The organism is Fluviicoccus keumensis (assembly GCF_004217445.1).
Taxonomy (GTDB): Bacteria; Pseudomonadota; Gammaproteobacteria; order Pseudomonadales; family Moraxellaceae; genus Fluviicoccus; species Fluviicoccus keumensis.
This window is the reverse complement of the sequence record NZ_SHKX01000013.1, coordinates 18,717-44,908: the sequence shown is the minus strand read 5'-3', so window position 1 is coordinate 44,908 and position 26,192 is coordinate 18,717. Positions and strand designations below refer to the sequence as shown.

Annotated in this window: 21 protein-coding genes and 2 tRNA genes; 17 read left to right on the top strand and 6 right to left on the bottom strand. The window is 61.4% G+C overall.

What is annotated here, in order from left to right; genetic code table 11:
- Positions 1-5: 5 nt before the first annotated feature.
- From bamE to yhbY, 6 genes are all read right to left on the bottom strand, one after another.
- The gene (bamE, locus tag EV700_RS11095; RefSeq protein WP_130413749.1) at positions 6-353 is read right to left on the bottom strand and encodes an outer membrane protein assembly factor BamE domain-containing protein; all 348 of its coding nucleotides are present in this window, start codon (positions 351-353) and stop codon (positions 6-8) included.
- Between the two features lie 106 nt (positions 354-459).
- Positions 460-1,353 (bottom strand): transglutaminase family protein, encoded by an 894-nt coding sequence (locus EV700_RS11090; protein ID WP_130413747.1) that lies wholly within the window; start codon positions 1,351-1,353, stop codon positions 460-462.
- 1 nt (position 1,354) lies between these two features.
- On the bottom strand, positions 1,355-3,910 hold the full coding sequence (locus EV700_RS11085) for a circularly permuted type 2 ATP-grasp protein (RefSeq protein ID WP_242610248.1): 2,556 nt from the start codon (positions 3,908-3,910) through the stop codon (positions 1,355-1,357).
- Positions 3,907-7,203 carry a transglutaminase family protein gene (locus EV700_RS11080; protein WP_130413745.1) on the bottom strand — a complete coding sequence of 1,099 codons (3,297 nt, stop codon included), beginning with the start codon at positions 7,201-7,203 and terminating at the stop codon, positions 3,907-3,909. The genes EV700_RS11085 and EV700_RS11080 overlap by 4 nt, the downstream gene beginning before the upstream one ends.
- Positions 7,204-7,375: 172 nt before the next feature.
- On the bottom strand, positions 7,376-8,101 hold the full coding sequence (locus tag EV700_RS11075) for an SRPBCC family protein (RefSeq protein ID WP_130413743.1): 726 nt from the start codon (positions 8,099-8,101) through the stop codon (positions 7,376-7,378).
- 117 nt (positions 8,102-8,218) lie between these two features.
- The gene (gene yhbY, locus EV700_RS11070; protein WP_130413741.1) at positions 8,219-8,533 is read right to left on the bottom strand and encodes a ribosome assembly RNA-binding protein YhbY; all 315 of its coding nucleotides are present in this window, start codon (positions 8,531-8,533) and stop codon (positions 8,219-8,221) included.
- Positions 8,534-8,599: 66 nt separating this feature from the next.
- On the opposite strand from yhbY, the gene rlmE reads away from it, so the two are divergent.
- From rlmE to EV700_RS10985, 17 genes are all read left to right on the top strand, one after another.
- Entirely contained in the window at positions 8,600-9,244 is a 645-nt protein-coding gene (gene rlmE, locus EV700_RS11065; RefSeq protein ID WP_130413739.1) for a 23S rRNA (uridine(2552)-2'-O)-methyltransferase RlmE, read from the top strand.
- 83 nt (positions 9,245-9,327) lie between these two features.
- Entirely contained in the window at positions 9,328-11,247 is a 1,920-nt protein-coding gene (gene ftsH / locus EV700_RS11060; RefSeq protein WP_341272942.1) for an ATP-dependent zinc metalloprotease FtsH, read from the top strand.
- Positions 11,247-12,086: a dihydropteroate synthase gene (gene folP, locus EV700_RS11055; RefSeq protein WP_130413737.1), complete on the top strand. Its 840-nt coding sequence runs from the start codon at positions 11,247-11,249 to the stop codon at positions 12,084-12,086. The genes ftsH and folP overlap by 1 nt, the downstream gene beginning before the upstream one ends.
- A gap of 4 nt (positions 12,087-12,090) precedes the next feature.
- Positions 12,091-13,428: a phosphoglucosamine mutase gene (glmM, locus tag EV700_RS11050; RefSeq protein WP_130413735.1), complete on the top strand. Its 1,338-nt coding sequence runs from the start codon at positions 12,091-12,093 to the stop codon at positions 13,426-13,428.
- Between the two features lie 29 nt (positions 13,429-13,457).
- A complete protein-coding gene (gene tpiA, locus EV700_RS11045; RefSeq protein WP_130413733.1) occupies positions 13,458-14,210 on the top strand; it encodes a triose-phosphate isomerase in 753 nt (250 codons plus the stop codon).
- A 14-nt stretch (positions 14,211-14,224) separates the two neighbouring features.
- The gene (gene secG / locus EV700_RS11040; protein WP_130413731.1) at positions 14,225-14,797 is read left to right on the top strand and encodes a preprotein translocase subunit SecG; all 573 of its coding nucleotides are present in this window, start codon (positions 14,225-14,227) and stop codon (positions 14,795-14,797) included.
- A 29-nt stretch (positions 14,798-14,826) separates the two neighbouring features.
- Positions 14,827-14,911: transfer RNA gene (locus EV700_RS11035), tRNA-Leu, on the top strand.
- Between the two features lie 91 nt (positions 14,912-15,002).
- A tRNA-Met gene (locus EV700_RS11030) sits at positions 15,003-15,079 on the top strand.
- Between the two features lie 118 nt (positions 15,080-15,197).
- Positions 15,198-15,659, top strand: coding sequence for a ribosome maturation factor RimP (gene rimP, locus EV700_RS11025; RefSeq protein WP_130413729.1), 462 nt, complete (start codon positions 15,198-15,200; stop codon positions 15,657-15,659).
- Positions 15,660-15,683: 24 nt separating this feature from the next.
- Positions 15,684-17,153 carry a transcription termination factor NusA gene (nusA, locus tag EV700_RS11020; RefSeq protein WP_130413727.1) on the top strand — a complete coding sequence of 490 codons (1,470 nt, stop codon included), beginning with the start codon at positions 15,684-15,686 and terminating at the stop codon, positions 17,151-17,153.
- A gap of 40 nt (positions 17,154-17,193) precedes the next feature.
- Positions 17,194-19,908 (top strand): translation initiation factor IF-2, encoded by a 2,715-nt coding sequence (gene infB, locus EV700_RS11015; RefSeq protein ID WP_130413725.1) that lies wholly within the window; start codon positions 17,194-17,196, stop codon positions 19,906-19,908.
- Between the two features lie 62 nt (positions 19,909-19,970).
- Positions 19,971-20,354 (top strand): 30S ribosome-binding factor RbfA, encoded by a 384-nt coding sequence (rbfA, locus tag EV700_RS11010; protein WP_278044910.1) that lies wholly within the window; start codon positions 19,971-19,973, stop codon positions 20,352-20,354.
- 14 nt (positions 20,355-20,368) lie between these two features.
- Positions 20,369-21,304 carry a tRNA pseudouridine(55) synthase TruB gene (gene truB, locus EV700_RS11005; RefSeq protein ID WP_130414557.1) on the top strand — a complete coding sequence of 312 codons (936 nt, stop codon included), beginning with the start codon at positions 20,369-20,371 and terminating at the stop codon, positions 21,302-21,304.
- A gap of 101 nt (positions 21,305-21,405) precedes the next feature.
- On the top strand, positions 21,406-21,675 hold the full coding sequence (rpsO, locus tag EV700_RS11000; protein WP_130413721.1) for a 30S ribosomal protein S15: 270 nt from the start codon (positions 21,406-21,408) through the stop codon (positions 21,673-21,675).
- 145 nt (positions 21,676-21,820) lie between these two features.
- The gene (pnp, locus tag EV700_RS10995) at positions 21,821-23,896 is read left to right on the top strand and encodes a polyribonucleotide nucleotidyltransferase (RefSeq protein ID WP_130413719.1); all 2,076 of its coding nucleotides are present in this window, start codon (positions 21,821-21,823) and stop codon (positions 23,894-23,896) included.
- Positions 23,897-24,063: 167 nt separating this feature from the next.
- Complete coding sequence (locus EV700_RS10990; protein ID WP_130413717.1) at positions 24,064-25,101, top strand: hypothetical protein; 1,038 nt, start codon at positions 24,064-24,066, stop codon at positions 25,099-25,101.
- Between the two features lie 21 nt (positions 25,102-25,122).
- Positions 25,123-26,130, top strand: coding sequence for a putative solute-binding protein (locus EV700_RS10985; protein WP_130413715.1), 1,008 nt, complete (start codon positions 25,123-25,125; stop codon positions 26,128-26,130).
- Positions 26,131-26,192: the final 62 nt, after the last annotated feature.

Below are 26,192 nucleotides of genomic sequence, written 5' to 3'. Positions count from 1 at the left end.
GGGATTTAGCGCGCGGGCGGGAACAGCACCGGCTTGATCGCCTGTTCGCAGTGTTCGGCGGCCGCGCCGTCGTCCAGTTTGACACTGAACTGGCGGGCGGAGGCGACTTTGCCGTCGTAGAACATGACCACGGCGAATTCATGGGCGGTCTTGCTGCTGCGGCAATAGTGCCAGGCGTCGGCGCGGCTGTTGAACTCGGCTTTGGCCGGTTCGCCCAGCATGCGGCGCACGGTTTCCTTGCTCATACCGGGCTCCAGGCGCGAGACCTGGGTAATGGGATCGACGGCGGGTGACTGGAAGACGGAACAGCCGGTGAGGGCGATCAGGGTCAGTCCGAGGGACAGTTTCTTCATGGGGGAAGTCCTTGGCCGGGTGGGGTTGCGCCATGCTAGGGTGACGCCGACCGGAATGCAATTGTCCGCTTGCCGCAGCCCCCTGGCGGCGGGACAGGGCGCGGTCTTATTCGTCTTCCGGCATCACCGTCACCCGCACTTCCAGGTCATGGTCGCCGCCGCCCAGGATGACGCCGCGCAACGGCGACACGTCGCTGAAGTCGCGGCCCCAGGCCAGCGTAATGTGCTCCACGCCGGGGACAACGTTGTTGGTGGGGTCGAAGTCGGTCCAGCCCGCCTGCGGACACCACACCGATATCCAGGCATGCGAGGCGTCGGCGCCAATCAGGCGCGGCTGGCCGGGCGGCGGCTGCGTCAGCAGGTAGCCGCTGATGTAACGGGCGGGAATGCCCAGCGCGCGCAGGCAGGCCAGCATCAGGTGCGCGAAGTCCTGGCAGACGCCGCGCTTGCGTTCCAGCACTTCCGTCAGCGGCGTGGCGACGTGGGTGGCTTCGGGGTCGAAGGTGAATTCCGCGTGGATGCGCGACATCAGCGCATCCACGGCTTCCAGCAGCGGCCGCCCGGGGGTGAAGCTTTTCCGGGCGTAGTCGGCGAAGACATGCTTGATGCGGATGTACGGCGACTCCTGCCGGTAGCGCAGCGCCTCCAGCTGCTCATCGTCCACCGGGCCGCTGTGGTAGCGGCAGGACTCCACCACGGACTCCCAGGCCGGGGAATCCTCGAAGGCGAGGAGTCGCGGGCGCGGCAGCACTTCCAGATGCATCGCGGCGCTGACGCGCAGCACGGTGTGCGGCTGGTTGATTTCCAGCCGCGTACAGGGATTGCCGAAACTGTCCGTCCCCGGTTGCATCTGCACCGGCTGCGGTTCGACGGTGAGCGAGCGGGCATGGACACGCTGCCAGGGCATGTCGCGCGGCTGCAGGTGCAGCAACTGCTGCGACAGCGACACCGGCCAGCGGTAGCGGTATTCGGTTTCGTGGATCACGTGGTAGGCGGGCATGTCAGGTCGATACCGTCGGCTGGCTGATGCTGTCGACATGCGCGAAATAGCGCAGCGTCAGCTGGTCGGAAAGGCCAAGCCCGGCGGCGGCGATGTCGCGCAACAGGCGCGCCAGGATCGCCAGCGCCTTGGGCAGGCGGGCGGGGTACTGCATCTCGCTTTCCAGCACGCCCAGGTCCAGCGTCGCCAGCTGGTCGCGGATGGCGGCCAGTCCGTAATCCTCGTCATCGCCCACCTGTCTCAGCGAGCTGACCAGCTTGTCCAGCTGGTAGATCAGCGCGTGCGGGTTGGCCGGGTCAAGCAGGATCAGGTCCAGCACCGGAATCAGCTGCGCGGTCGAGAGATAGCGGCTGCGGTAGGTAATGGTGCTGTCGGCCAGTTCCAGCAGCCAGTCCAGACCGGTCCGGCCGGTCGCCGCCGGGGTTTCCAGCAGCCGGGCGATGGCCGAAGCCAGGAATTGCAGCCGTTCCAGCCGTCGCCCGATCATCAGGAAGCGCCAGCTGTTGTCCTGGGTCATGTCGTCCATGGCGAAACCGGCCAGTGACGACAGCGACATCAGCAGCCGGTCGAGGAAGACCAGCGAATCACCGATCGCCATCACCCCCGGCTGTAGCCGGTCGGCTTCCTGTTCCAGGTCGACAATGGCGATCCAGTTTTCATGCGACAGGCGGCTGCGCACCTGCGAGGCGCACCAGATCAGCGAGCCCAGCGAGCCGCGCAGGCTGCCGCCTTCGCTTTCACACAGGGACGCGGTCAGCTTCAGCGCCGGATCGTCGTCTTCCTCCAGCAGGCCGAGAAAGCGGCAGGTATCCAGCGCCACTTCCAGCCCGGAGTCGTCGTCGCCGGCCACTTCCACCAGCCGCGACAGCGCCGAACGCAGCAGCCGGGCATTGTTGTCGCAGCGTTCGGCATAGCGGCCCAACCAGAACATGTTTTCCGCCACCCGCGACGGCAGGTAGGGGTCCTGGCGCAGCAGGTCGCTGACGCCCAGCGGCCGCACCGCCGGGGTTTCGCGACGGGTGCTGGGGCTGAAGCAGACCCAGGTATCCTTGCTGATGCCGCCGCGCTGCATCGACACCACTTCCTGCGCTTCCTTGCCCGCCACGCGGGTCAGGCCGCCGGGCATCACCAGCCAGCCTTTTTCGGTGGCGACGGCGTAGACGCGCATTGCGGCCGAGCGGGCGGTGAAACGACCCTCGCGGCTTTGCCACACTGGTGCCAGCGACAGCTTTTTCAGTTCCTGCGCCACATAGGCGTACGGGCGGCGGGCGATGCGCCGCCGCATCTCCGCCAGCCCCGCCTTGTCCAGCGACTTGCCGAACACCGGATCGAAGCGCTGCGAGGGGAAGGTGGGTTTGATCACCAGTTCCGGCAATCGCTCCAGTGCTTCTTCCAGCGCCGGGGCCTCGCCGCACCACCAGGTGTCCAGCGACGGCATTTCCAGCGCCTCGCCCAGCAGGAATTCGGCGATGCGCGGCAGGAAGCCGTGCAGGCCGGGCGTTTCCAGTACCCCGGAGCCCAGCGCGTTGGCGATCAGCACGGTGCCGGCGCGCGCCGCTTCCAGCAGGCCGGGCACGCCCAGGGCCGAGTCGCTGCGCAGTTCCAGCGGGTCGCAAAAATCGTCATCCAAACGGCGCAGGATGGCGTGGACGCGCTTCAGCCCGTTCAGCGTCTTCAGGTAGACCACCGACTGGCGCACGGTCAGGTCGCTGCCTTCCACCAGCGGCATCGCCAGCTGGCGTGCCAGGTAGACATGCTCGAAATAGGTTTCGTTGTAGCGGCCGGGCGTCAGCAGCACGATCAGCGGCGGCTCGCCGCGCGTCGGGGCCAGCCGGGCCAGCGTCTGTTGCAGCGCCTGGAAGAAGCCGGTCAGCGACTGCACCTGCAACTGCTTGTACAACTCGGGGAAGGCGCGCGCGACGATCTGCCGGTTTTCCAGCGCATAGCCCATGCCGGAAGGCGCCTGGGTGCGGTCGGCCATGACCGACCAGTGCCCGTCCGGCCCGCGGGCCAGGTCAGCGGCGTAGACATGCAGGAACAGGCCGCCCGGCGGCTGCATGCCCCGGCACGGCCACAGGAAATTATTGTGGCCGAAGACCAGTTCCGGCGGCAGCAGGCCTTCCGCCAGCAGCGTTTGCGGGCCGTAGAGATCGGCCAGCACCCGGTTCAGCAGGTCGGCGCGCTGGGCGATGCCCGCCGCGATTTCCTGCCATTCCGCCGCCGGGATGAGGTTCGGCACCGAACCCAGCCGCCAGGGACGGCTGGTGTCGGTGGCGGTGCTGTAAATGTTGTAGGTAATGCCGTTTTCCTGCACCAGCCGCTCCACCAGTTCGGTGCGGTGCTGCATCTGCTCCGGTGTCATCGCCGCCAGCAGGGCGTGGAAATCCCGCCAGTGCGGATGCACCTCGCCCTCGGCCGTGAAGATCTCGTGATAACGGTCGGGCTCGTCGGGCAGGGCGGCAAACAGGTCGGTCATGGCTCGCGTGGTTTCCGGGACGCCCGGCCGCGCGCGCTGGCGGGCCAGGGCGCGGGCATGATGGATCAGGACGTCGTTCAAAGTCGGTTGGCGCGCAAGTCTAGCACGAAGGGGAAATCCCCCGGGCGTTCGGCGGTCGGCACGTCCAGGCGGCCCGGCGTGTGGCCCAGCCGGAAGAAGCGCGCCAGCCGGCGGCTTTCCGCCTCGAAGGCGTTGACCGGGAAACTGTCGTAATTGCGCCCGCCCGGATGCATCACGTGATACTGGCAGCCACCCAGCGAGCGCTTCTGCCACGAGTCGACCAGATCAAAGGTCAGCGGCGAGTCGACGCCGATGGTCGGATGCAGACAGGACGGCGGCTGCCAGGCGCGGTAACGCACGCCACCGACGAACTCCCCGACCGTGCCCGTCGGCTGTAGCGGCACCGGCCGACCGTTGCAGAGCAGCGTGTAGCGGTCCGGCGCCATGCCGGTCACCTTCACCTGTACCCGTTCCACCGACGAATCGACAAAGCGCACCGTGCCGCCGGGCGCGCCTTCCTCACCCATCACATGCCACGGCTCCAGCGCATGCCGCACTTCCAGCGCCATGCCTTTCACCGCGAAATCACCGTATTTGGGGAAGCGGAATTCGAAATGGGCGTCGAACCATTCCGGATGGAAGGCATAGCCCGCTTCCTGCAAGTCGCCGATGACATCGGCAAAGTCCTGCTTGACGAAGTGCGGCAGCAGGAAGCGGTCGTGCAGCTCGGTGCCCCAGCGGGTCAGGCGTTCCGGGGCGTAGGGTTCTTCCCAGAAATGCGCCAGCAGCGCCCGCAGCAGCAGTTGCTGCGCCAGGCTCATCCGCGCGTGCGGCGGCATTTCGAAGGCGCGCAGTTCCAGCAGGCCCAAGCGGCCGGTCGGGCCATCCGGCGAATACAGCTTGTCGATGCAGAATTCGGCGCGATGGGTGTTGCCGGTGACGTCGATCAGCAGGTTGCGCAGCAGCCTGTCCACCAGCCAAGGCGGGCAAGTGGAGCCGGGTTGCGGGAACTGCTTGAAGGCGATTTCCAGTTCATACAGCGAGTCGTTGCGGGCTTCGTCCACGCGCGGCGCCTGCGAGGTCGGGCCGATGAACAGCCCCGAGAACAGGTAGGACAGCGACGGATGGTTGTGCCAGTAGCTGATCAGGCTGCGCAGCAGGTCGGGACGGCGCAGGAACGGCGAGTCGCCGGGCGTCGCGCCGCCCAGCACGAAATGGTTGCCGCCGCCGGTGCCGGTATGGCGGCCGTCGACCATGAATTTCTCCGTGGTCAGGCGGCACTGGTGCGCGGCCTCGTAGAGGTGGGTGGTGCGCTCGACCAGGTCGTCCCAGCCTGCTGACGGGTGGATATTGACCTCGATGACGCCCGGATCGGGGGTAATGCGGAAATGGGTCAGGCGCGGGTCGGAGGGCGGTTCGTAGCCTTCCATGATCACCGGCATGCCCAGTGCCCCGGCGGTCGCCTCGATCGCGGCCACCAGTTCCAGATAGTCGTCCAGTTGCGTCAGCGGCGGCATGAACAGGTACAGCTTGCCGTCGCGCGGTTCGGCGCACAGCGCGGTTCGCGTCAGCTGCGCGGCGGATTTTTTCTGCTCCGGCAACGTTTTCAAGACTTCACCGGGATGCACGCTATGCTGCAACTGATAACGCAGGGCGGCATGCGGCTTCAGGCGGCCGAAGGGCTGCGCCGGATCGGGCTGATGGATATAGGGGTAATCCGCCTCGCTGACCCAGGGCTGGCCGTCCAGCGGCAAGCGGTAGCCGATCGGGGAGTCGCCGGGAATCAGGAAACAGTGTTCCCCGCGCAGGAACCACGGCCCGGTCTGCCAGGCGGCGCTGCGCGGATTGCGTGCCAGCGGCAACACATGGCCGATTACCTTGTCGAGACCTTGGCTGAAGACCTTCGCCATCCGCGCCCGCTCCAGCGGATCGCTCAGGCGCGAATCCAGCGGATCAACGTTCACCGGCAGCTTGCGCTCCTTCCACAGGTAATAGAACGCATCCTCATAAGCGGGAAAGACATACTGGCTGTCCAGGCCAAGGCGGGCGGCCAGGCCGTGCAGGAATTCGGCGGCCAGCGCCGTGTCCGCGCCATAGTGCTTGCGCTCGTCGGCGTAGAGGCTGTTGTCCAGCCACACCGGCTCGCCGTCCTTGCGCCAGAAGCAGTTCAGCGACCAGCGCGGCAGCTGCTCGCCGGGATACCACTTGCCCTGGCCAAAGTGGCAGAGGCCTTGCGGCGCATACTTGTCACGCAGGCGCTTGAACAGCTCTAACGCCCGGTAGCGCTTGGTTGGACCGAGCGCGGCGGTATTCCATTCCTCGCCGTCGGGATCATCCACGGCCACGAAGGTCGGCTCGCCGCCCATGGTCAGGCGCACATCGCGCTCGCGCAGGTGACGGTCGATCTCGTGACCCAGCGCCTCGATCGCCGCCCATTGTTCCTCGGTATAAGGCTTGGTGACGCGCGGCGCTTCCCAGATGCGCTCCACCTTCATGTGGTGCTGGAATTCCACCTCGCACTGGTCGGTCAGACCGGTGATCGGCGCGGCGGAAGATGGCTCCGGACTGCATGCCAGCGGCAGATGGCCTTCGCCGGCAAACAGGCCCGAGGTCGGGTCCAGCCCCACCCAGCCCGCGCCGGGCAGGTAGACTTCGCACCAGGCGTGCAGGTCAGTAAAGTCGGCGGACGGACCGGACGGGCCGTCCAGCGCCTTCACATCCGGCGTCAGCTGGATCAGGTAGCCCGAGACAAAGCGCGCCGCCAGCCCCAGATGCCGCAGCAACTGCACCAGCAGCCAGGCCGAATCGCGGCAGGAGCCCGAGCCCTTCTCCAGCGTTTCCTCCGGCGATTGCACCCCCGGTTCCAGCCGGATCAGGTAATTCACATCCTGATAGACGCGCTGGTTCAGTTCCACCAGGAAATTGACGGTCGCCTTCGGCTCGCGCGGCACTTTCGCCAGATATTCGCGGAAGAGGGGCGACAGCGGCAGCGTCACCAGATACGGCGCCAGTTCGTGCAGCAGCGTCGGGTCGCGGTAATCGAAGGGAATCTTTTCAGCGTGCGGTTCCAGAAAGAAGTCGAAGGGATTGATCACCGACATTTCGGCGACCAGATCGACCTCGATACGCAGCTCTTCCGTCTTTTCCGGAAACACCAGCCGCGCCAGATAGTTGGACTGCGGATCCTGCTGCCAGTTGATGAAATGCTTTTCGGGCGTGACTTTCAGCGAGTAGGAGAGAATGCGGGTGCGGCAATGCGGCGCAGGGCGCAGGCGCACCACTTGCGGGCCGACGTTGATGGCGCGGTCATAGCGATAATGCGTGACATGGTTCAGGGCGACATGGATGGACACGGCAGGCTCCCGTCTGCGGAAAACGTGGCAGGTCCAGCCACCGGAGCAAGAGTTGTGCCATGCTTTTCTGACGGGAATATGTCGTTCGCAACGGGTCTCGCGCACCGGCGTGGTGCATGTGCACCAGTGTAGTGAAATTCCTGCCCCGGAGCCGCCCGTTTATCCGGCGGCGTCAGGGTTGCTCGTCATAATCGTAAACGGGAAAGGGCAGGGGAGACGTGCCTTGGCGGTACTCGGGCAAATCGGTGCGTTGCTGCATGGCCAGCACCACGGCGTAAGGCGCGGTGCGTTGCACCAGGTTGGCGGCCCACGGCGGAATCACGCCGCCCGGATCAAAGTATCCCTCCACTTCCAATTGCACCTGCTGGTTGGGCAACGGCATGAAGCGGACGGAGATTTCTTCCGACACCACCCGCACCAGCGGCGGTTTGGGCGGCAGCATGTCGGGAACGGCAGTGGTCCTGAGCAGCACATACGGATGGTTTTTCGTTTGCGGTTCAATCACCGCCTTGAGAATGGTGTCGCGGTCAGGCAGGCCGTACGGCGCATCATGAATCATGTAGACATAATATTCGGTGGCGGACTCCTTCCGCAGCAGGCGCGACTCCAGGGTTTTCCAGAACCAGCGCGTGTAGTTTTCGAAATCCAGCATCACCCGCGCCAGCGGTTCCATGCGCACATCCAGCGTCGCTTCCACCTTGAACGAGCGATAGCGCTTGCCGTCTTCCAGCCGGGCATAGGTCTTGATGCGGTGCAGGCGATCGTTGCGCACCAGCAGCCAGTCCGTGCTCAGGCGGGAACGCAGCGCATCCAGGTCATTGCCGTTGGCGGCCGGCTGGGCGAATACCGGGGCGGTTGCCAGGCACAGCAGCGTAAGCGACAGCCAAAGGCGGATCATGGTGTGGGATATCCCGTGTTGTTCTTGTCAGTATGGGACGGCGGCAGTGCGGTCATGCCGCCAGTTATCGGCCAGCGCCGCCGGGCTGTCAATCGGGCCCGACGGGCGACGGCCCGGTCAACCGGCGGAATGGCGCAGGACGTTTGACAACTTCGGGTGCGGATTCTTCGCCGCGCGGTACAGCAGCACGATCTTGCCGATGATCTGCACCGCTTCGCTGCGGGTTTGGGCGGCGATCGCTTCAATCGCCTCGCGGCGCGCTTCGCGATCTTCACCGCCGATGCGGACCTTGATCAGCTCATGATCCTCCAGGGCGCGTTCGATCTCCGCCAGCACGGCTTCGGACAGGCCTTGCCCCCCCAGCAGGACGACAGGATTCAGCTGGTGGCCGATCTGGCGGAAGCGTTTTTTCTCGGTAATGGACAAAGGCATGGCGAAAAGGCTCGAAACTTGATAAAAAGAGCGGTTATTTTAACCCAAGTTCAGGTTTCACGCATTGTGGCGGTACGCATCAACAACCGGAATCTCAGCAAAAGCAGCAAGGATTGGCTGAAAGAGCATTTCGAAGACCCTTATGTGCAGCGGGCCCACAAGGATGGCTATCGTGCGCGTGCGGCCTACAAGCTGCTGGAAATCCAGGAAAAGGACAAGATCATCCGTCCCGGCATGACCGTGGTTGACCTGGGCGCGGCCCCGGGTAGCTGGTCGCAGATTGTCGCCCGCCTGGTCGGTGACAACGGCGTCACCATCGCCTCCGACATTCTTGACATGGACCCGTTGCCCGGCGTCACCTTCCTGCAGGGCGACTTTCGCGAGGAGGAAGTGTTCTCGCGGCTGCTGGAGATACTCAACGGCCGTCCGGTCGACCTTGTAATTTCAGATATGGCCCCCAATACTTCCGGTAATGCCGCGGTGGACCAGCCGCGCGCCTTTTATCTGTGTGAGCTGGCGCTGGATTTCGCGATCCGGGTGCTTAAGCCGGGCGGTCAATTCCTGGTCAAGGTTTTTCAGGGCGAAGGCTATGACGAGTACCGCAAGGCCGTCCAGACTAATTTCACCACCCTGAAGAGCCGCAAGCCGGATGCATCGCGGTCGCGTTCACGAGAAATGTACTTGTTGGCCGGGGGCTTCAAGGCACAATAGTGTCTTGGCCCGCGAGTGGCGCCTGCCCCGATCCGGGGACAAGAGGCTTCCGAGCAGTTGAAACGCCTAAAGGATCCTGACCCTTGAACGACATGATGAAAAACTTGCTGTTGTGGCTGGCTATCGCCGGTATCCTCGTGTTTGTGTTCAGCAACTTCAATCACCAGACACCGCCCAGAAGCCTCAACTATTCCGAATTCGTTTCGTCGGTCAATAACGGCGAAGTGAAGCGGGTGCGCATTGACGGCCTCAATATTTCCGGTGAACTGACGAAAAACGGGCAAAAATTCGAGACCGTTCGTCCGTCCATCGCCGACCCCGAATTGATGGGCAAGCTGCTGGACAAGAATGTCACCGTGGAAGGCGCGGCTCCCGAGCAGCAGAGCGTCTGGATGCAGTTGCTGGTCGCCAGTTTCCCGGTGGTGCTGATCGTGCTGCTGTTCATGTTCTTCATGCGCCAGATGCAGGGTGGTGGTGGCGGTCGCGGCGGCCCGATGACTTTCGGCAAGTCGCGCGCCCGCATGTTGTCCGAAGATCAGATCAAAACCAACTTTACGGATGTCGCCGGTTGTGATGAAGCCAAGGAAGACGTCAAGGAAATCGTGGAGTTCCTGCGTGATCCCTCCAAATTCCAGCGTCTGGGCGGCAAGATTCCGCGCGGCGTGCTGATGGTCGGTCCTCCCGGTACCGGCAAAACCTTGCTGGCCAAGGCCATTGCCGGCGAAGCCAAAGTCCCGTTCTTCACCATTTCCGGTTCCGATTTCGTGGAAATGTTCGTCGGTGTCGGCGCTTCCCGCGTCCGTGACATGTTCGAACAGGCCAAAAAACAGGCCCCGTGCATTATTTTCATTGATGAAATCGACGCGGTCGGCCGCCAGCGCGGCGCCGGCCTGGGCGGCGGTCATGACGAGCGCGAGCAGACCCTGAACCAGTTGCTGGTGGAAATGGATGGCTTCGAAGGTAACGAAGGCATCATCATTATCGCCGCCACCAACCGTCCCGATGTGCTGGATGCAGCCCTGTTGCGACCGGGCCGCTTCGACCGCCAGGTGGTGGTGGGGTTGCCGGATATCCGTGGTCGCGAGCAAATCCTGAGCGTGCATCTGCGCAAGGTGCCGCTGGGCGACGATGTCGATCCGGCCGTGATTGCCCGCGGCACGCCGGGGTTCTCCGGTGCCGATCTGGCCAACCTGGTCAATGAGGCGGCCCTGTTTGCCGCCCGCAGCGACCTGAAGGCGGTCGGCATGCGCGAAATGGAGTTGGCCAAGGACAAGATCCTGATGGGCGCGGAGCGCAAATCGATGGTCATGTCCGAAGAGGAAAAGCGTAACACGGCCTACCACGAAGCCGGCCACGCCATCGTCGGCCGGATGTTGCCGGACCATGATCCGGTCTATAAAGTGTCCATCATTCCCCGTGGTCGGGCGCTCGGCGTCACCATGTTCCTGCCGGAGGCCGACCGCTATTCCCGTTCCAAGCGAGGCATCGAATCCATGATCTGCTCGCTGTTTGGCGGCCGTATTGCCGAGGAGCTGACGTTGGGTTTCGACGGCGTCACCACCGGCGCCTCCAACGATATCCAGCGCGCCACCGAGTTGGCCCGGAATATGGTGACCAAGTGGGGCTTGTCCGAAAAGCTGGGTCCGCTGCTGTACGATGAAGACGAGGGCGAGGTGTTCCTCGGTCGCTCCGTGACGCAACGCAAGAATGTGTCGGCCCAGACGGCGATGGATATCGATAACGAAATTCGCGCCGTGATTGATCGCTGCTACAACAAGGCCAAGGATATCCTGGTGACGCATCGCGCCATCCTGGATGCCATGGCGGATGCCCTGATCAAGTTTGAAACCATCGACGCCGGGCAGATTGATGACATCATGGATGGCCGTCCGCCCCGTCCGCCGCAGGGAACGGCTCCGGTCGGTCCCGTCGCGGCGGTCACTCCGACGCCGGAAGAGTTGAAAGTGCAGGTCAATTTGCCGAATCTCGGCCCGGTCAGTTGATGTCTGCGGTGCTTTCCTGCGGCAGCCGTCATCTGGACCTGTCGCAGCCGGTAGTCATGGGGGTGCTCAATGTCACCCCCGATTCCTTTTCTGATGGCGGTCGTTTTTTGCGTCTGGATGACGCCCTTCGGCATGCGTCGCAGATGTTGGCGGAAGGCGCAGCCATTATTGATCTTGGGGCGGAATCCACCCGTCCCGGCGCGCCGCCCGTTTCCGACCAGGAAGAGCTTGATCGCCTGTTGCCGGTGCTTGAGGCGATCGCGTCCCGGTTTGATATTATAGTTTCTATCGATACCTCTTCCCCCGTGGTCATGACCGAATCTGCCGCGCGCGGCGCGGGATTGATCAACGACGTCCGCTCCCTGACCCGTCCCGGCGCCATGCAGGCTGCCCGTGATTCCGGACTGCCGGTCTGCATCATGCACATGCAGGGGCAGCCGCAGACCATGCAGCAGGCGCCCGCCTACGACAATGTGGTTGACGAGGTGCGGGGCTGGCTGGCGGATCGGGTGGAGGCCTGTGTCGCCGCCGGCATTACGGCCGACCGGTTGATCCTGGATCCGGGTTTTGGTTTCGGCAAGACACTGACGCATAATCTGGAACTGTTGGCCCGCCTTCGCGAAATTCGTGTCGGTGACCTGCCGCTGCTGGTGGGCATGTCCCGTAAAAGCATGTTGGGCGGCATTCTGGGCGGCGCTGCGGTGGATCAGCGGCTGTATGCCGGTGTCACCGCCGCCGCATTGGCCGTGGAGCGCGGCGCGGCCATCGTCCGCACGCATGATGTCAGGGCCACACGTGAAGCGGTGGCTGTAGCGGCCGCCTTGTTACCTTGGAGATAAGAAAATGAGCCGACAGTATTTCGGAACGGATGGTGTGCGCGGCAGAGTGGGTGAGATGCCGATCGTGCCGGAGTTTGCGCTGAAGCTGGGGTGGGCGGCGGGCAAGGTGCTGGCCGCCAGCGGCAAGCCTTCGGTGGTGATTGGCAAGGATACGCGCCTGTCGGGTTATTTGCTGGAATCGGCCCTGCAGTCGGGGTTATCCGCCGCCGGAGTCGATGTACGCCTGCTCGGCCCCATGCCGACCCCGGCGGTCGCCCATCTGGCCCGCGCCTTTCATGCCAGCGCCGGTGTCGTGATTTCGGCATCCCATAACCCTTATTTTGATAACGGCATCAAATTCTTTTCCGCGGATGGCAAAAAATTGCCGGACTCGGTCGAGCAGGAAATCGAGTCCTGGCTGGACAAGCCGATGACCATTGATAATCCCGATGCCTTGGGTAAAACCTTGCGTCAGGAAGACGCCAAGGGTCGTTACATCGAATTTTGCAAGGCCAGCTTTCCGTATCACCTCAGCTTGCGCGGGCTCAAGATCGTGGTGGACTGCGCCAACGGTGCCACGTATCAGGTCGGTCCGGCGGTGTTCCGGGAGCTGGGTGCGGAAGTCATCACCGTGGGTTGCGAACCCAACGGCTTCAATATCAATGCGGATTGCGGGTCAACCCATCCCCAGGCGCTGCAAGCGGCCGTCCTGATTAACAAGGCGGATCTGGGCATCGCTTTTGATGGCGACGGCGACCGGATTGTCATGGTGGATCACACCGGTTCGGTGGTGGACGGCGACGAGATAATCTACATCATCGCCCGTTCGCGACTGGATGACGGCATTCCGCTTCAGGGAGTGGTTGGCACCCTGATGAGCAATATGGGCATGGAAGTCGCCTTGCGTGACCTGGGTCTGGAATTCATTCGCGCCAAGGTCGGCGACCGTTATGTCATGGAGCAGTTGACCCAGCGCGGCTGGACACTGGGTGGTGAAGGCTCCGGGCATGTGGTTTGTCTCGACAAGACCACCACCGGCGACGCCATCATCGCCAGTCTGCAGGTGCTCACCGCTATCGTGCGCGCGGGCCACTCACTGCATGACCTGCGTCAGGGAATGAGCAAATTCCCGCAGCAGTTGATCAATGTAAAGATCGGACAGAAATCCGATCCCATGAAGAACACGCTGGTGCGCGAGGCGGTCGAGCAAGCCGAGTCAGAGCTGGGTGCCCGCGGTCGCGTGCTGTTGCGCGCTTCCGGCACGGAACCGGTCATCCGTGTCATGGTGGAGGGTGAGCATCAGGCGCAGATATCCCGTCTTTGCCAGCATTTGGCGGACGTGGTTCGCACGGCGCTGGCCTGATGCGCGCGCCTATTTCGAATGAGGAAAACATGAGTCATTCCCGTCAGAAGCTGGTTATTGGGAACTGGAAAATGAATGGCGGCTACCGCAGTGCGCAGGCATTGCTTCAGCCGTTGGTCACCGCGGGCGTCTCGGCCGTGGTTGCGCCGCCGTTTGTGTATCTTTCGGAGTCGGCGCGTCAGTTGGCGGGATCGTCGGTATCGCTGGCGGCCCAGGATGTGGCGGCGGAGGCGGGCTACGGCGCGTTTACCGGCGAGGTATCGGCGCGCATGTTGGCCGAAGCCGGAGTCCGGTACGTCATCGTGGGGCATTCCGAGCGCCGCCAGTATTACGGCGAAACCGATGCGCAGGTGGCGGAAAAGAGCCTCCGCACGGTGGAGGAGGGCATGATTCCGGTGATCTGTGTCGGGGAGACCCTGGCGCAGCGCGAAGCGGGTCAGGCTTTCGCCGTGGTGTCGGCGCAGTTGATGGCCATAGCGGATTGTTGCGGTGTGGACTTTCTGGCCGGCGCGGTCGTTGCCTATGAGCCGGTCTGGGCGATCGGCACCGGTCGCACCGCTACGCCTGACGATGCGCAGGCCATGCATGCCCATCTGCGCGGCGTGATTGCCGGACGTAACCCCGGCATCGCCGCCGGTCTGCGCATTCTTTACGGCGGCAGTGTAAAAGCAGATAATGCCGCCTCGCTTTTTGCCATGCCGGACATTGACGGAGCCCTCGTGGGCGGTGCGTCCCTGCTGGCCAACGATTTCCTAGCTATCTGCCGTGCGGCAGGGCTGTAACCGCGGATACCCTCATGGAACAATTCATTCTGATTCTGCACGTGCTGATTGCTATCGTGATGACCTTCTTCATCCTGATGCAGCAGGGCAAGGGCGCTGAAATGGGCGCCTCGTTCGGCGCCGGTTCTTCACAAACCGTTTTCGGTAGCGCCGGTTCCGCAGGATTCCTGACCAAGATGACCGGTGGTCTGGCAATCGCATTTTTCATCACCAGTATCACGCTCGCCTTTTTTGCCAAGAAGAAAGTGGAGCAGCCGGTTGCTCCGATTGTTCCGGCAGTGGTTGAGAAGGCGCCGGTTGCCCCGGCCAATCCCGATGTCCCGGCCAGCGCCGCCAGCCAGCCGGTTATTCCGGCCGCTGCGCCTGCTGCGGCCCCGGCGGTTCAGGTGACCCCGGTTCCGGCGCAGGCGGCTCCCGCCCCCGTTCCGGCCGCCCCTGCGGCGCCCAAGGCAGTCATCAAGCCAGTCAAGGCTGCCAAGGAGGCTGCTCCGGCGGAGCCGGCGCCGGTCGCGGCGGTTCCTGCTCCGGCGGTTGCCCCGGCGCCTGAAACTCCGGCGGATGCGCCAGCCGGGTCTAGCAATCCCTGATTGAATGCTGTAAAGTTGTCGCCCTGTCCGCGGGGGTGGTGGAATTGGTAGACACGCTACCTTGAGGTGGTAGTGGCGCAAGCCGTGGGGGTTCAAGTCCCCCCTTCCGCACCAAGTTATTCTTGGGAAGGGCAGAAAAATGAAGTCAGTTGAAATAAGTGATTGACTTTACTGGGGTGAGAGGTTACATTCTCGCTCCTGTTGTTGCGGGGTGGAGCAGTCTGGTAGCTCGTCGGGCTCATAACCCGAAGGTCGTTGGTTCAAATCCAGCCCCCGCTACCATATTCCGAGGTATGAAAAAGCCCACTTCCAGTGGGTTTTTTTTCAGCTGGCATCCGGTGCTTTTGTCGGATGCATGAAATGGGCCTTGGTGCCCATTTTTTGTTTTTGAGGTTTGTGCATGGCGGTTTCGCAAAAAGTCCAGGCATTGACAGATATGCTGTCGCCCGCGGTGGCGGTCTGTGGATATGAACTGTGGGGGTTGGAGTTCTTTCCTCAGGGGAAGCGCTCCTGTCTGCGTATCTATATTGATGGCCCTGAAGGGGTGTCGGTCGATGGCTGCGCCCAGGTCAGTCATCAGGTAAGCGGTGTGCTGGACGTCGAGGATCCGATCGCGGGTGAGTACACTCTCGAGGTTTCTTCTCCCGGCTGGGACCGTCCGCTGTTCACGCTTTCCCAATATGAGCGTTTTGTTGGCGGCGAGGTGCTGGTGCGGCTTCTGGCGCCTCTGGATGGTCGTCGTCGTTACAAGGGTGTCCTGCAGCAGATTCAGGGTGAAGTCCTGGATTTGCTGGTTGAGGGCAAGGTGGTGCAGGTGCCGTTCGCGCAGATCGACAAAGGCAATGTGGTTCCCAATGTTTAAGCGTTCTTGTTTCAGGGCAGCAGCATGAGCAAAGAAATCCTGTTGGTGGTTGAGTCCGTCAGTAACGAAAAGGGTGTACCGCGCGAGGCGATTTTCCAGGCGCTGGAACAGGCTTTGGTGGCGGCGACCAAGAAGAAATACAATATCGACGAGATGGATGTCCGTGTTGTCATCAATCGCAAGACTGGCGAGTATGACACTTACCGTCGTTGGACTGTCACGGCGGACGAGGATCATGAGATGCCCGCCCAGCAGCTGGCAATCAGCGATGTGGAAGAGCGTGGTCTGAAGATCGGTGATGTGGTTGAAGAGCAGATTCCGTCCATCGAGTTTGGCCGTATTGCGGCGCAGACAGCCAAGCAGGTGATGGTGCAGAAAGTGCGTGAAGCCGAGCGTGCGCTGGTGGTGGACGCCTATCGCCAGCGTATCGGTGAAATGCTGACCGGTGAAGTCAAGAAGATTACTCGCGACGGCGTTATCGTGGACTTGGGGAACAATGCGGAAGGTTATCTGGCCCGTGACCAGATGCTGCCGAAGGAAAACTTCCGCCTCAAGGAGCGTGTCAGCAGTATTCTGGATGCGGTGAATGGGGAAATGCGCGGTGCCCAACTGCTGCTCTCGCGTACCTGTCCCGAAATGCTGATTTCCCTGTTCCGCAAGGAAGTCCCGGAAATCGGCGAAGAAATTATTGAAATCAAGGGTGCTGCCCGTGACCCGGGTGTGCGCGCCAAGATTGCCGTCAAGACCAATGATCACCGGATTGATCCGGTGGGCGCCTGTGTCGGCATGCGCGGCACTCGCGTGCAGGCAGTGACCGGTGAGTTGGGCGGCGAACGCGTGGATATCGTGTTGTGGGATGATAATCCTGCCCAGTTCGTCATCAATGCGCTGCAGCCGGCTGAGGTTGTCTCTATCATTATGGATGAAGACGCGCATGCCATGGATGTGGCGGTCGAGGCGGATCAGCTGGCGCAAACGATCGGGCGTTCCGGCCAGAACGTTCGCCTGGCATCTGAGTTGACCGGCTGGCGTCTGAACGTGATGACGGTTGAGGATGCCAATGCCAAGCAGGCGTCCGAGACGCGTCAGTTTGCCGAGGCCTTTGTCCGTGATCTCGGGGTTGATGAGGATATTGCGAATATCCTGGTCAGCGAAGGGTTCACCACGCTCGAAGAAGTGGCGTATGTTCCGATCGAGGAAATGCTAGCCATTGTTGATTTTGATGAAGATATCGTGGCTACCTTGCGCCAGCGCGCCAAGGATGCCCTGCTGACCCAGGCGCTGGTCTCCGAGGAAAAGGCCGAACCGGCCGAAGACCTGCTGTCGATGGAAGGCATGACCCGTCAATTGGCTTACGCCCTGGCGGCTCGCGGCGTGATCAGCATGGAAGACCTTGCTGAGCAAGCTATTGATGATATTGCGGATATTGAGGGTTTGGGGGCTGACAAGGCTGCCCGCCTGATCATGAAAGCCCGCGAACCCTGGTTCAAGTAAGAACACTTGCCGGTAATCCTGTTTTGGAGCGACGCGCCACATGGCTGATACAACTGTCAAACAACTTGCGCAACTCATTGATCGTTCAGTAGAGACGCTTGTGTCCCAGATGCAGGAGGCCGGCTTGTCCGGTCGTGGTCCTGATGATCTGGTGACTGACGCCGAAAAGCAGCAACTGCTTGCGCATCTGAAGCGCAGTCATGGCGGTGCGGCCGGCGACGCGCAACAAATTACATTGAAGCGGAAGACGGTCAGTACGATCAAGACGACTGCTTCGACCAGCGGCAAGCCGAAGACGGTTAGCGTGGAAGTGCGCAAGACCCGTACCTTCGTGAAACCGTCGGATGAGGCAGCAGCCCAAGAGGCGGCCCGCAAGGCGGCTGAGGAAGAAGCGGCGCGTTTGGCGGCGGAAGAAGCGGCTCGTCGCACGGCGGAAGCCGCGGCAGCACGTCAGGCGGCGGAAGAGGCGGCGCGTCAGGCTGAGGATGAGGCGATTGCCGCGCACCCGACCGAGGAAGGGCGCAAGTCTGCTGAAGCGGCCCGCGACAAGAAGCTGGCGGTCATGAAGCCGGCGGCTGCCGCGCCGAAAAAGGCTGAGTCACCTGAGGAAAAGTCCCGTCGCGAAGCGGAAGAAGCTCGTCGCAAGGCGGCTGATGAAGCGCGCAAGGCGCAGGAGTCGGCGGCTCGCAAGGCTGCTGAAGAAAAGGCCCGCCTACGAACGCTGGAGCAGGCGGCCAAAATTGCGGCCGATCTCGCGGCTCGCCCGGATTCCGGTTCTTCCGCTGAAGACGTGCCCTTGGCTCGTGGTCTGGTAGGTCGCGCCTTTGAGGATTCGTTTGCGAAGGAAGACCGCGAGATTCGTCGTGGCGGCAACAATACCCGCGGCGGCAAGAACAAGGGCGGCAAGAAGCGTGAGGAAGAGCAGAATTATCGCCCGGCCCAGCGTGCGCTCAGTTCCGCGCTGTCGAAGCAGCATGGCTTCGAGAAGCCCGTCGAGAAACAAGTGTATAAAGTCAAAATCGGTGAAACCATTCTGGTGGCGGATCTCGCCCAGCAGATGGCTGTCAAGGCCAAGGAAGTCACCCGCGTCCTGATGAAGATGGGCGAAGTGGTTACCCAGAACCAGCCGATTGACCAGGCGACTGCCGCGTTGGTGGTTGAGGAAATGGGGCATCAACCCGAATACGTCAGCTCCACGGCGATGGAAGACTCCCTCAAGGAATCGATGGCGCATGATGGCGAAGCCACGACCCGTCCGCCAGTCGTGACGATCATGGGTCACGTTGATCATGGCAAGACCTCATTGCTCGACTACATCCGTCGCGCCAAAGTGGCGGCCGGTGAAGCCGGCGGCATTACCCAGCATATCGGGGCTTATCATGTGAGCACGCCGCGCGGCGTGATCACCTTCTTGGATACGCCGGGCCACGCTGCCTTTACCTCGATGCGTGCTCGCGGAGCCAAGGCCACCGATATCGTCGTGTTGGTGGTGGCGGCTGATGACGGCGTGATGCCGCAAACAGCAGAAGCCATTGATCATGCTCGGGCGGCTGGCGTGCCTCTGATTGTTGCCATCAACAAGATGGATAAGGAATCCGCGGATCCGGATCGCGTGCTTAACGAGCTGACCGTGAAGCAGGTGGTGCCCGAAGAGTGGGGTGGGGATACCCCGATTGCCAAGGTTTCCGCCCATACCGGTCAAGGTGTGGACGAGTTGCTGGAAATCATCCTCATCCAGGCAGAGTTGCTGGAGCTGACAGCCGTGGAAGACGGCACGGCCCAGGGCGTCGTGATCGAAGCCCGTGTCGACAAGGGCCGCGGCGCTGTCGCTACCCTGCTGGTGCAGAAGGGTACGTTGCGCACGGGTGACCTGGTGTTGGCGGGCCAGCATTACGGCCGCGTCCGCGCCATGATTGACGAGAACGGCCAGCCGACCAAGTCGGCGGGTCCGTCGATACCGGTGGAAATCCTCGGCCTGCCGGAAGCACCGGGTGCCGGTGATGAATTCATGGTTGTTGACGATGAGCGCAAGGCCCGTGAAGTGGCCGAGTTCCGCGCCAACAAGGAACGTCAGGCCAAGATGGAACTGTCGCAGGGCATGAAGCTGGAAAACCTGTTCGCCACGATGGGCAAGCAGGAAGTTCCGTCGGTCAATATTGTCCTGAAGACCGATGTGCGCGGCTCGCTGGAAGCAATTACCCAGGCTCTGAACGACCTGAGTGTTGCGGATGTCCGGGTCAAGATTGTCAGCTCCGGTGTCGGTGCGATCACGGAGTCCGACGTTTCTCTGGCGGAGTCCACCGGGGCGGTTATCCTTGGTTTCAACGTTCGCGCCGACAATGCCGCGCGCCTGAAGTGCCAGCAGGACGAAATCGACCTGCGCTACTACAGCGTCATCTATGAAATGATCGATGACGTCAAGGCGGCCATGTCTGGCCTGCTGTCGCCGGAACATCGTGAGCACATTCTAGGCGTCGCCCAGGTGCGTAACGTCTTCCGCTCGTCACGCTTTGGCGCCGCTGCCGGTTGCATGGTGCTGGAAGGCATTGCCTACCGTAACAAGCCGATCCGCGTGCTGCGTGACGAAGTGGTGGTCTTCCAGGGCGAGCTCGAATCGTTGCGCCGCTTCAAGGACGACGTCCACGAAGTTCGTAACGGTATGGAGTGCGGTATGGCTGTGAAGGGCTATAACGACATTCGTGAAGGCGACAAGATCGAAATCTACGAAGTGCACGAAATCAAGCGTACGCTTTAACTGCAGCATCCAGGACGGCCATGACCCCGCAGGGGTCATGGCCGTTTTTGCCGGAGACACCCTTGAGCCAGCGTATTCAGCGTATTGCCGACCAGATCCAGCGTGAAATGGCCGACCTTATCCGCAACGAACTGAAAGACCCCCGTCTGGGTATGGTCACGGTTTCCGCTGTCCGTGTCAGCAAGGACATGGGCTATGCCGATGTCTATGTCACGGTCATGGGGAGAACGCTGGATGAGGATTTTTCGCCCAGTATCGAGGTGCTGAACAATGCCGCCGGCTTCCTGCGCGGTGAGTTGGGTCGTCGTCTGATGGTGCGGATGATTCCGCGCCTGCGCTTCCATTACGACGAGGCGACATCGCGCGGTAATCGTATGTCCGCCCTGATCAATCAGGCGATTGCCGAGGATGAAGCCCATCACCCTGCCGGGGCTGACGAAGCCTGAGTCCTGTTTTGTCGATGCCTTCCGTGAACAAACAAATCAAACGCCCGCGTCGTCCGCTGGACGGCATACTCCTGCTCGACAAGCCGGAAGGCATGTCCTCCAATCAGGCCATGATGAAGGTACGCTGGCTGTTCCAGGCTGAAAAGGCGGGACATACCGGCAGTCTGGACCCGTTGGCAACGGGGCTGTTGCCTATCGGATTCGGCGAGGCTACCAAGTTTTCCCAGCATTTGCTGGATGCCGACAAGGTCTATCGGGCGCGCATGCGCCTAGGGCAGAAAACCACCACGGCGGATGCCGAGGGTGAGGTTGTTGCCGAGCGGCCGGTGCCACGGCTGACCCGAGACGAAATTGAAGCCGTACTGACCCGTTTCCGAGGTCATATTACCCAGATACCCTCCATGTTCTCTGCCTTGAAAAAGGATGGGCGGCCGCTCTATGAGTTGGCGCGCAAGGGAATCGAGGTCGAGCGCGAAGCTCGTCCGATCCGGATAGATCGCCTCGAACTATTGCAGGTCGAGCCGAAGTTCTGGGAAATCGAGGTGGCTTGCAGCAAGGGAACCTACATCCGAAATCTGGTTGAGGATATTGGTGAGGCGTTGGGCTGCGGCGCGCATGTCGTTGCCTTGCGGCGCTTGGCCAGTGGCCCGTTCCGCTTGCAGGAAGGCATTACCATTGCGAATCTGGAGCGGCTGGTGGAGGAGGGGGGGCTGGAGGCCCTGGATAAGCTGCTGTTGCCGCCCTGGGCAGCGCTCGAGCACTACCCCAAACTGGATTTGTCGGAAACGGCGTCCTTTTATCTGATGCGGGGCCAGCCGGTTCAAGTCCGGGGCCTGCCGCCTTCCGGAGAGGAAGTGCTTGTTTTCGGCCCTGAGAAGCGCTTCCTCGGGCTGGGCGTCGTCAATGCCGACGGGCTGTTGGCGCCGCGTCGTCTGCTGCGTACACAATAGGCATGGCAATCGCCGGAACGAATATATAAAATACCCCGCACGCTGGCTGTAGAGATGCACGGCCAGACGCATTTCCTTTCGCATCTCGTGGAGAAAGTACCATGGCTCTTACCGTAGCCCAAAAAGCTGAAATTATCGCCAAATTCGCCCGTTGCGAGAATGACACCGGCTCCCCCGAAGTTCAGGTTGCCCTGTTGTCGGCCCAGATCGATGACCTGCAATCCCACTTCAAGGCCCACAAGCACGATCACCACTCCCGTCGTGGCCTGATCCGCATGGTCAACCAGCGTCGCAAGCTGCTGGACTACCTGAACGGTAAGGACAACGGGCGTTACGTCGCCCTGATCCAGACACTGGGTCTGCGTCGCTAAGGAAACCCGCAACGGGGAGCGCAAGCTCCCCGTTGTGCTAATCACCCCTGATGACTATGGATGAGGCTGCTAAGGCCTGGGCTGCTTGCAGTTCAGGCCTTAGTGGCCTCCATAGAGAAAAAAGTAAAACCGGAGACTCTCTCGTATGTTCAATATTGTTCGCAAGGAATTCCAGTACGGCCGTGACACCGTGGTGCTCGAAACCGGTCGTGTGGCCCGTCAGGCCAACTCCGTGGTCGTGACCATGGGCGGTGTTACCGTGCTGGTGGCTGTGGTTGCCAACAAATCCGTCAAGGCTGGTCAGGATTTCTTCCCGCTGACCGTCAACTATCAGGAAAAGGCGTACGCTGCCGGTCGCATTCCTGGTGGTTATGGCAAGCGCGAAGGCCGGATGACCGAGAAGGAAACCCTGACGTCCCGCCTGATCGACCGTCCTGTGCGTCCCCTGTTTCCGGAAGGCTTCTACAACGAAGTGCAAGTGACGGCGACCGTGATCTCCACCGATCGTGTGGCTGACACCGATATTGCCGCCATGATCGGCGCTTCGGCCGCCCTGACTATTGCCGGCATCCCCTTCAAGGGACCGATCGGCGCTGCCCGCGTGGCCTACATCAACGGCGAGTACCGCCTGAACCCGAATTATGCCGAACAGGAAACTTCAGACCTGGATCTGGTCGTTGCCGGTACCGACAAGGCTGTGCTGATGGTTGAGTCCGAGGCCAAGGAACTCAGCGAAGACGAAATGCTGGGCGCCGTGCTGTTCGGTCACGAAGAAATGCAAGTGGCTATTGCTGCGATCAAGGCGTTTGCCGCCGAAGTCGGCACCCCCGCCTGGGACTGGCAGGCTCCGGTTGCCAACCAACCGTTGAAGGATGCCCTGAAGGCCGCCTTTGAAGCCGCCATTTCCGAAGCTTATACCATCAGCGAAAAGCAGCAGCGTTACAGCCGTCTGGACGCCATCCAGGCTGAGGCCATCGCCCGCTTCGCGCCGGAAGGCTCCGACGTGTCGGCGGATGAAGTGTTGACCTGCTTCGAAGACCTGAAGTACCGCACCGTGCGCGACAATATCCTGAGCGGCAAGCCGCGTATCGACGGCCGCGACACCAAGACCGTTCGCGCCCTGGATGTGCAGGTCGGCGTGCTGCCGAACGCCCACGGCTCCGCCCTGTTCACCCGCGGCGAAACCCAGGCGCTGGTCACCGCCACCCTTGGTAGCGCCCGCGACTCGCTGATGGTGGACGCGCTGGAAGGCACCTACACCGACCCGTTCATGCTGCACTACAACTTCCCGGCCTACTCCGTAGGCGAAACCGGCCGCGAAACCGGCCCGAAGCGTCGTGAAATCGGCCATGGCCGCCTGGCGCGTCGCGGTGTCGCCCCGATGCTGCCCGCCAACGACAAGTTCCCCTACGCCATTCGTGTTGTGTCCGACATCACCGAATCCAACGGTTCCTCGTCCATGGCGTCCGTTTGCGGTGCTTCGCTGGCGCTGATGGATGCCGGTGTTCCGGTGCGGGCCCCGGTGGCCGGTATCGCCATGGGTCTGGTCAAGGAAGGCGACCGTTTCGCCGTCCTGTCCGATATTCTGGGCGATGAAGACCATCTCGGCGACATGGACTTCAAGGTGGCTGGCAGTTCGAAGGGCATCACCGCCCTGCAGATGGACATCAAGATCGAAGGCATTACCGAAGAAATCATGGAAATTGCACTGGGTCAGGCGCAGGCCGGTCGCTTGCATATCCTTGAGGCCATGAATGCCGTGCTGCCCGCCGCCCGTCCGGAAGTCAGCGGCAACGCTCCGACTTACGCTACCCTGCAAATCAATCCGGATAAGATTCGTGACGTGATCGGCAAGGGCGGCGCTACCATTCGCGCCATTTGCGAGGAAACCAAGGCCAGCATCGATATCGAAGATAGCGGCATGGTGCGCATCTATGGTGAAACCAAGGCGGCCACACAGGCTGCCCTGGCCAAGGTGCAGTCGATTACCGCGGAAGTGGAAGTCGGCACCATCTATGAAGGCACGGTTGCCCGCATTGTCGAGTTTGGCGCTTTTGTGACCATCATGCCCGGCACCGACGGTCTGGTCCATATCTCGCAGATCGCCAGCCAGCGCGTCGAGAATGTTGGTGACTTCCTCAAGGAAGGCCAGAAGGTCAAGGTGCGGGTACTGGATATCGATCAGCGCGGCCGCATCAAGCTGTCGATGAAAGAAGTGTAATCCGGACCAGTCCGTGACGGGCCACCCCAGGGGTTGGCCCGTCAACCAGAATAAAAGACAGTTCGGCCAATGATGCCGTCGGCTGCTTGGTGATGATAGCAGTTGATGGTATCTTTGCTTGTCAAATGGAAACCCCCTGAAAAACAACAAGGCAGGAGATAGAGGGCATGAAATTTCCGCGTGCATTACGTATTGGCGCCATTGCTTCCCTGATGGGCATGACAGCCCTGTTTTCAGGGTGTTCGCAGGTCGTCAAGACAGGCGCCATCGTCGCTATTAAATTCAGTGAAAACAATATTGTTCCTCCCATCATGGCGCTTGATGACGCCCAGATGGCGTGCGCGTCCGGCGAAGCCCTGACGCCGCTCATTCTGGCGACAGAGGGCATGGGGGCCGATCCCGCCAAGATGGCGGTGCTGATGTATGTGTCAGCCGGCCTGTGCGCGGAAGATCGCGCGCTGGAGCACGAATTGCGTTACGTTCGCTCTTCCCGGGCCAACCTGATTGAAGATGCCCAGGATGCGCGTATTGCCCAGAAGCGTTGGTCCGCCTTGGCGGCTCGTCGCCAGCAAGAGGCATATCGCCGTTTTGTGGAACACTACGAGAAAAATTACAACTTCAAACTGGGCGAGAGCTGCCCGGCCATGCATACCGACTTTGAAAAGATGGTTTACCTGATTGGTCTGGCCTCAGGCATGCAGGCGGTGGTGAATGACATCGCTTCGCAAGGTGCGGTGGGTGTGCCGAAGGATATCGCCGGTATTGTGGACCGCGCCATGACTTGCCTCGATAACGCCGAATGGTGGGGGGTGCCGATGGCGACCCGCGCCGCTGTCTGGGCTTTGCTGCCCGGCGCCAGCGAGGGCAAGCCGGACCCGTTCACCACCATGAAGGACGCGACCCGCATCGGTGAGCGCAAGGGTGTGCGTCTGGCGCATGCCATTTATGCCCTGTCCGCTCAGGCGACCGGTAAGGAAGAGTTGCTGCGCGATGCGCTTCGTACCTATGGCAACTCCTCCAACATGGCGGTCAACACGAAATTCCGTTTGTTTGACGTCATGGGCGGCCTGATGGTGCAGACCATTGCTGACCGTTACTGGACGGAAAAAACCGGTACGCGGATGCCGGATGGCGGATTCACCAAGTTCTGGGATGACAAGCCTTCGAGCGAAAGCTCCGGCATTTCGATTGACGATTTGCTCTGATACGGCGGAGAGTCTCCCAGCATGACGCGGTATTCCTTCAAGCTGCTGTTCACGGTTTTTGCTTTGTTCTGGACTGCGGCCGCTTCGGCGGCAACAGTCCAGAAGAGCCTCTGCATCTGGGATCTGATGGGAGCTAACGGCGAAACCTACAATCTGATGAAGGATTATCGCGTCGCCGCTCGCGCATGGGGCGTGGATTTCACGCTCCGCTCTTACAGCGAGGAGAAGATCGCGGCCGAGGATTTTCGCGTTGGCCAATGCGATGCGGTAGTAATGACCGGTTTGCGGACGAAACCCTTCAATGGGTTTACCGGGAGTCTCGAATCCATCGGCACGATCCCGTCTTATGAGCATTTGCGTTACGTTATCGCAACGCTGAGTTCGCCGAAGGCGGCCAAGCTCATGCTGAATGGCGATTATGAGATCGCCGGCGTCATGCCTTTTGGCGGCATTTATTTTTATGTCAACGATCGCGATATCAACGAAGTTGGCAAGCTTGCCGGTAAAAAAGTGGCCTTTTTTGACTACGACAAGTCTCAGGCCAAACTGTTGCAGCAAGTTGGCGCGCAGGCGGTGCCGTCAGATGTGACCAACTTTGCGCCGAAGTTCAATAATGGATCCGTGGATATTATCTTTGCACCGGCGGCGGCATACCGGCCGTTGGAGTTGTACCGCGGTTTGGGCAGAAAAGGGGGAATCCCGGATTTCTTGCTCGCCCAGTCCTCCTTGCAGATCGTTATTCGCGCTAACGAGTTTCCCGCGGGTTTCGGGCAAAATTCGAGAACCTATATCAATAGCCAGTATGACCGGATACTGACGGTCATCAAAAAATATGAAAAAGATATCGACCCGCGGTACTGGTTTCATATCCCGGATGTCGACAGGGCGAGATATACGGCAATGATGCGGGAGTCACGGATCAATCTGGCCAAGGAGGGCTTGTACGACAAACGCTTGATGGCTTTGTTGAAGCGCGTGCGTTGCCAGTTGGATCCGACCAATGGGGAATGTTCCGACTCACAGGAATAGCGCGGTGTAAAACGCGCTTTGTCAGGTTTTATTGATACGAACGCCAACGTGAATAACAGAAT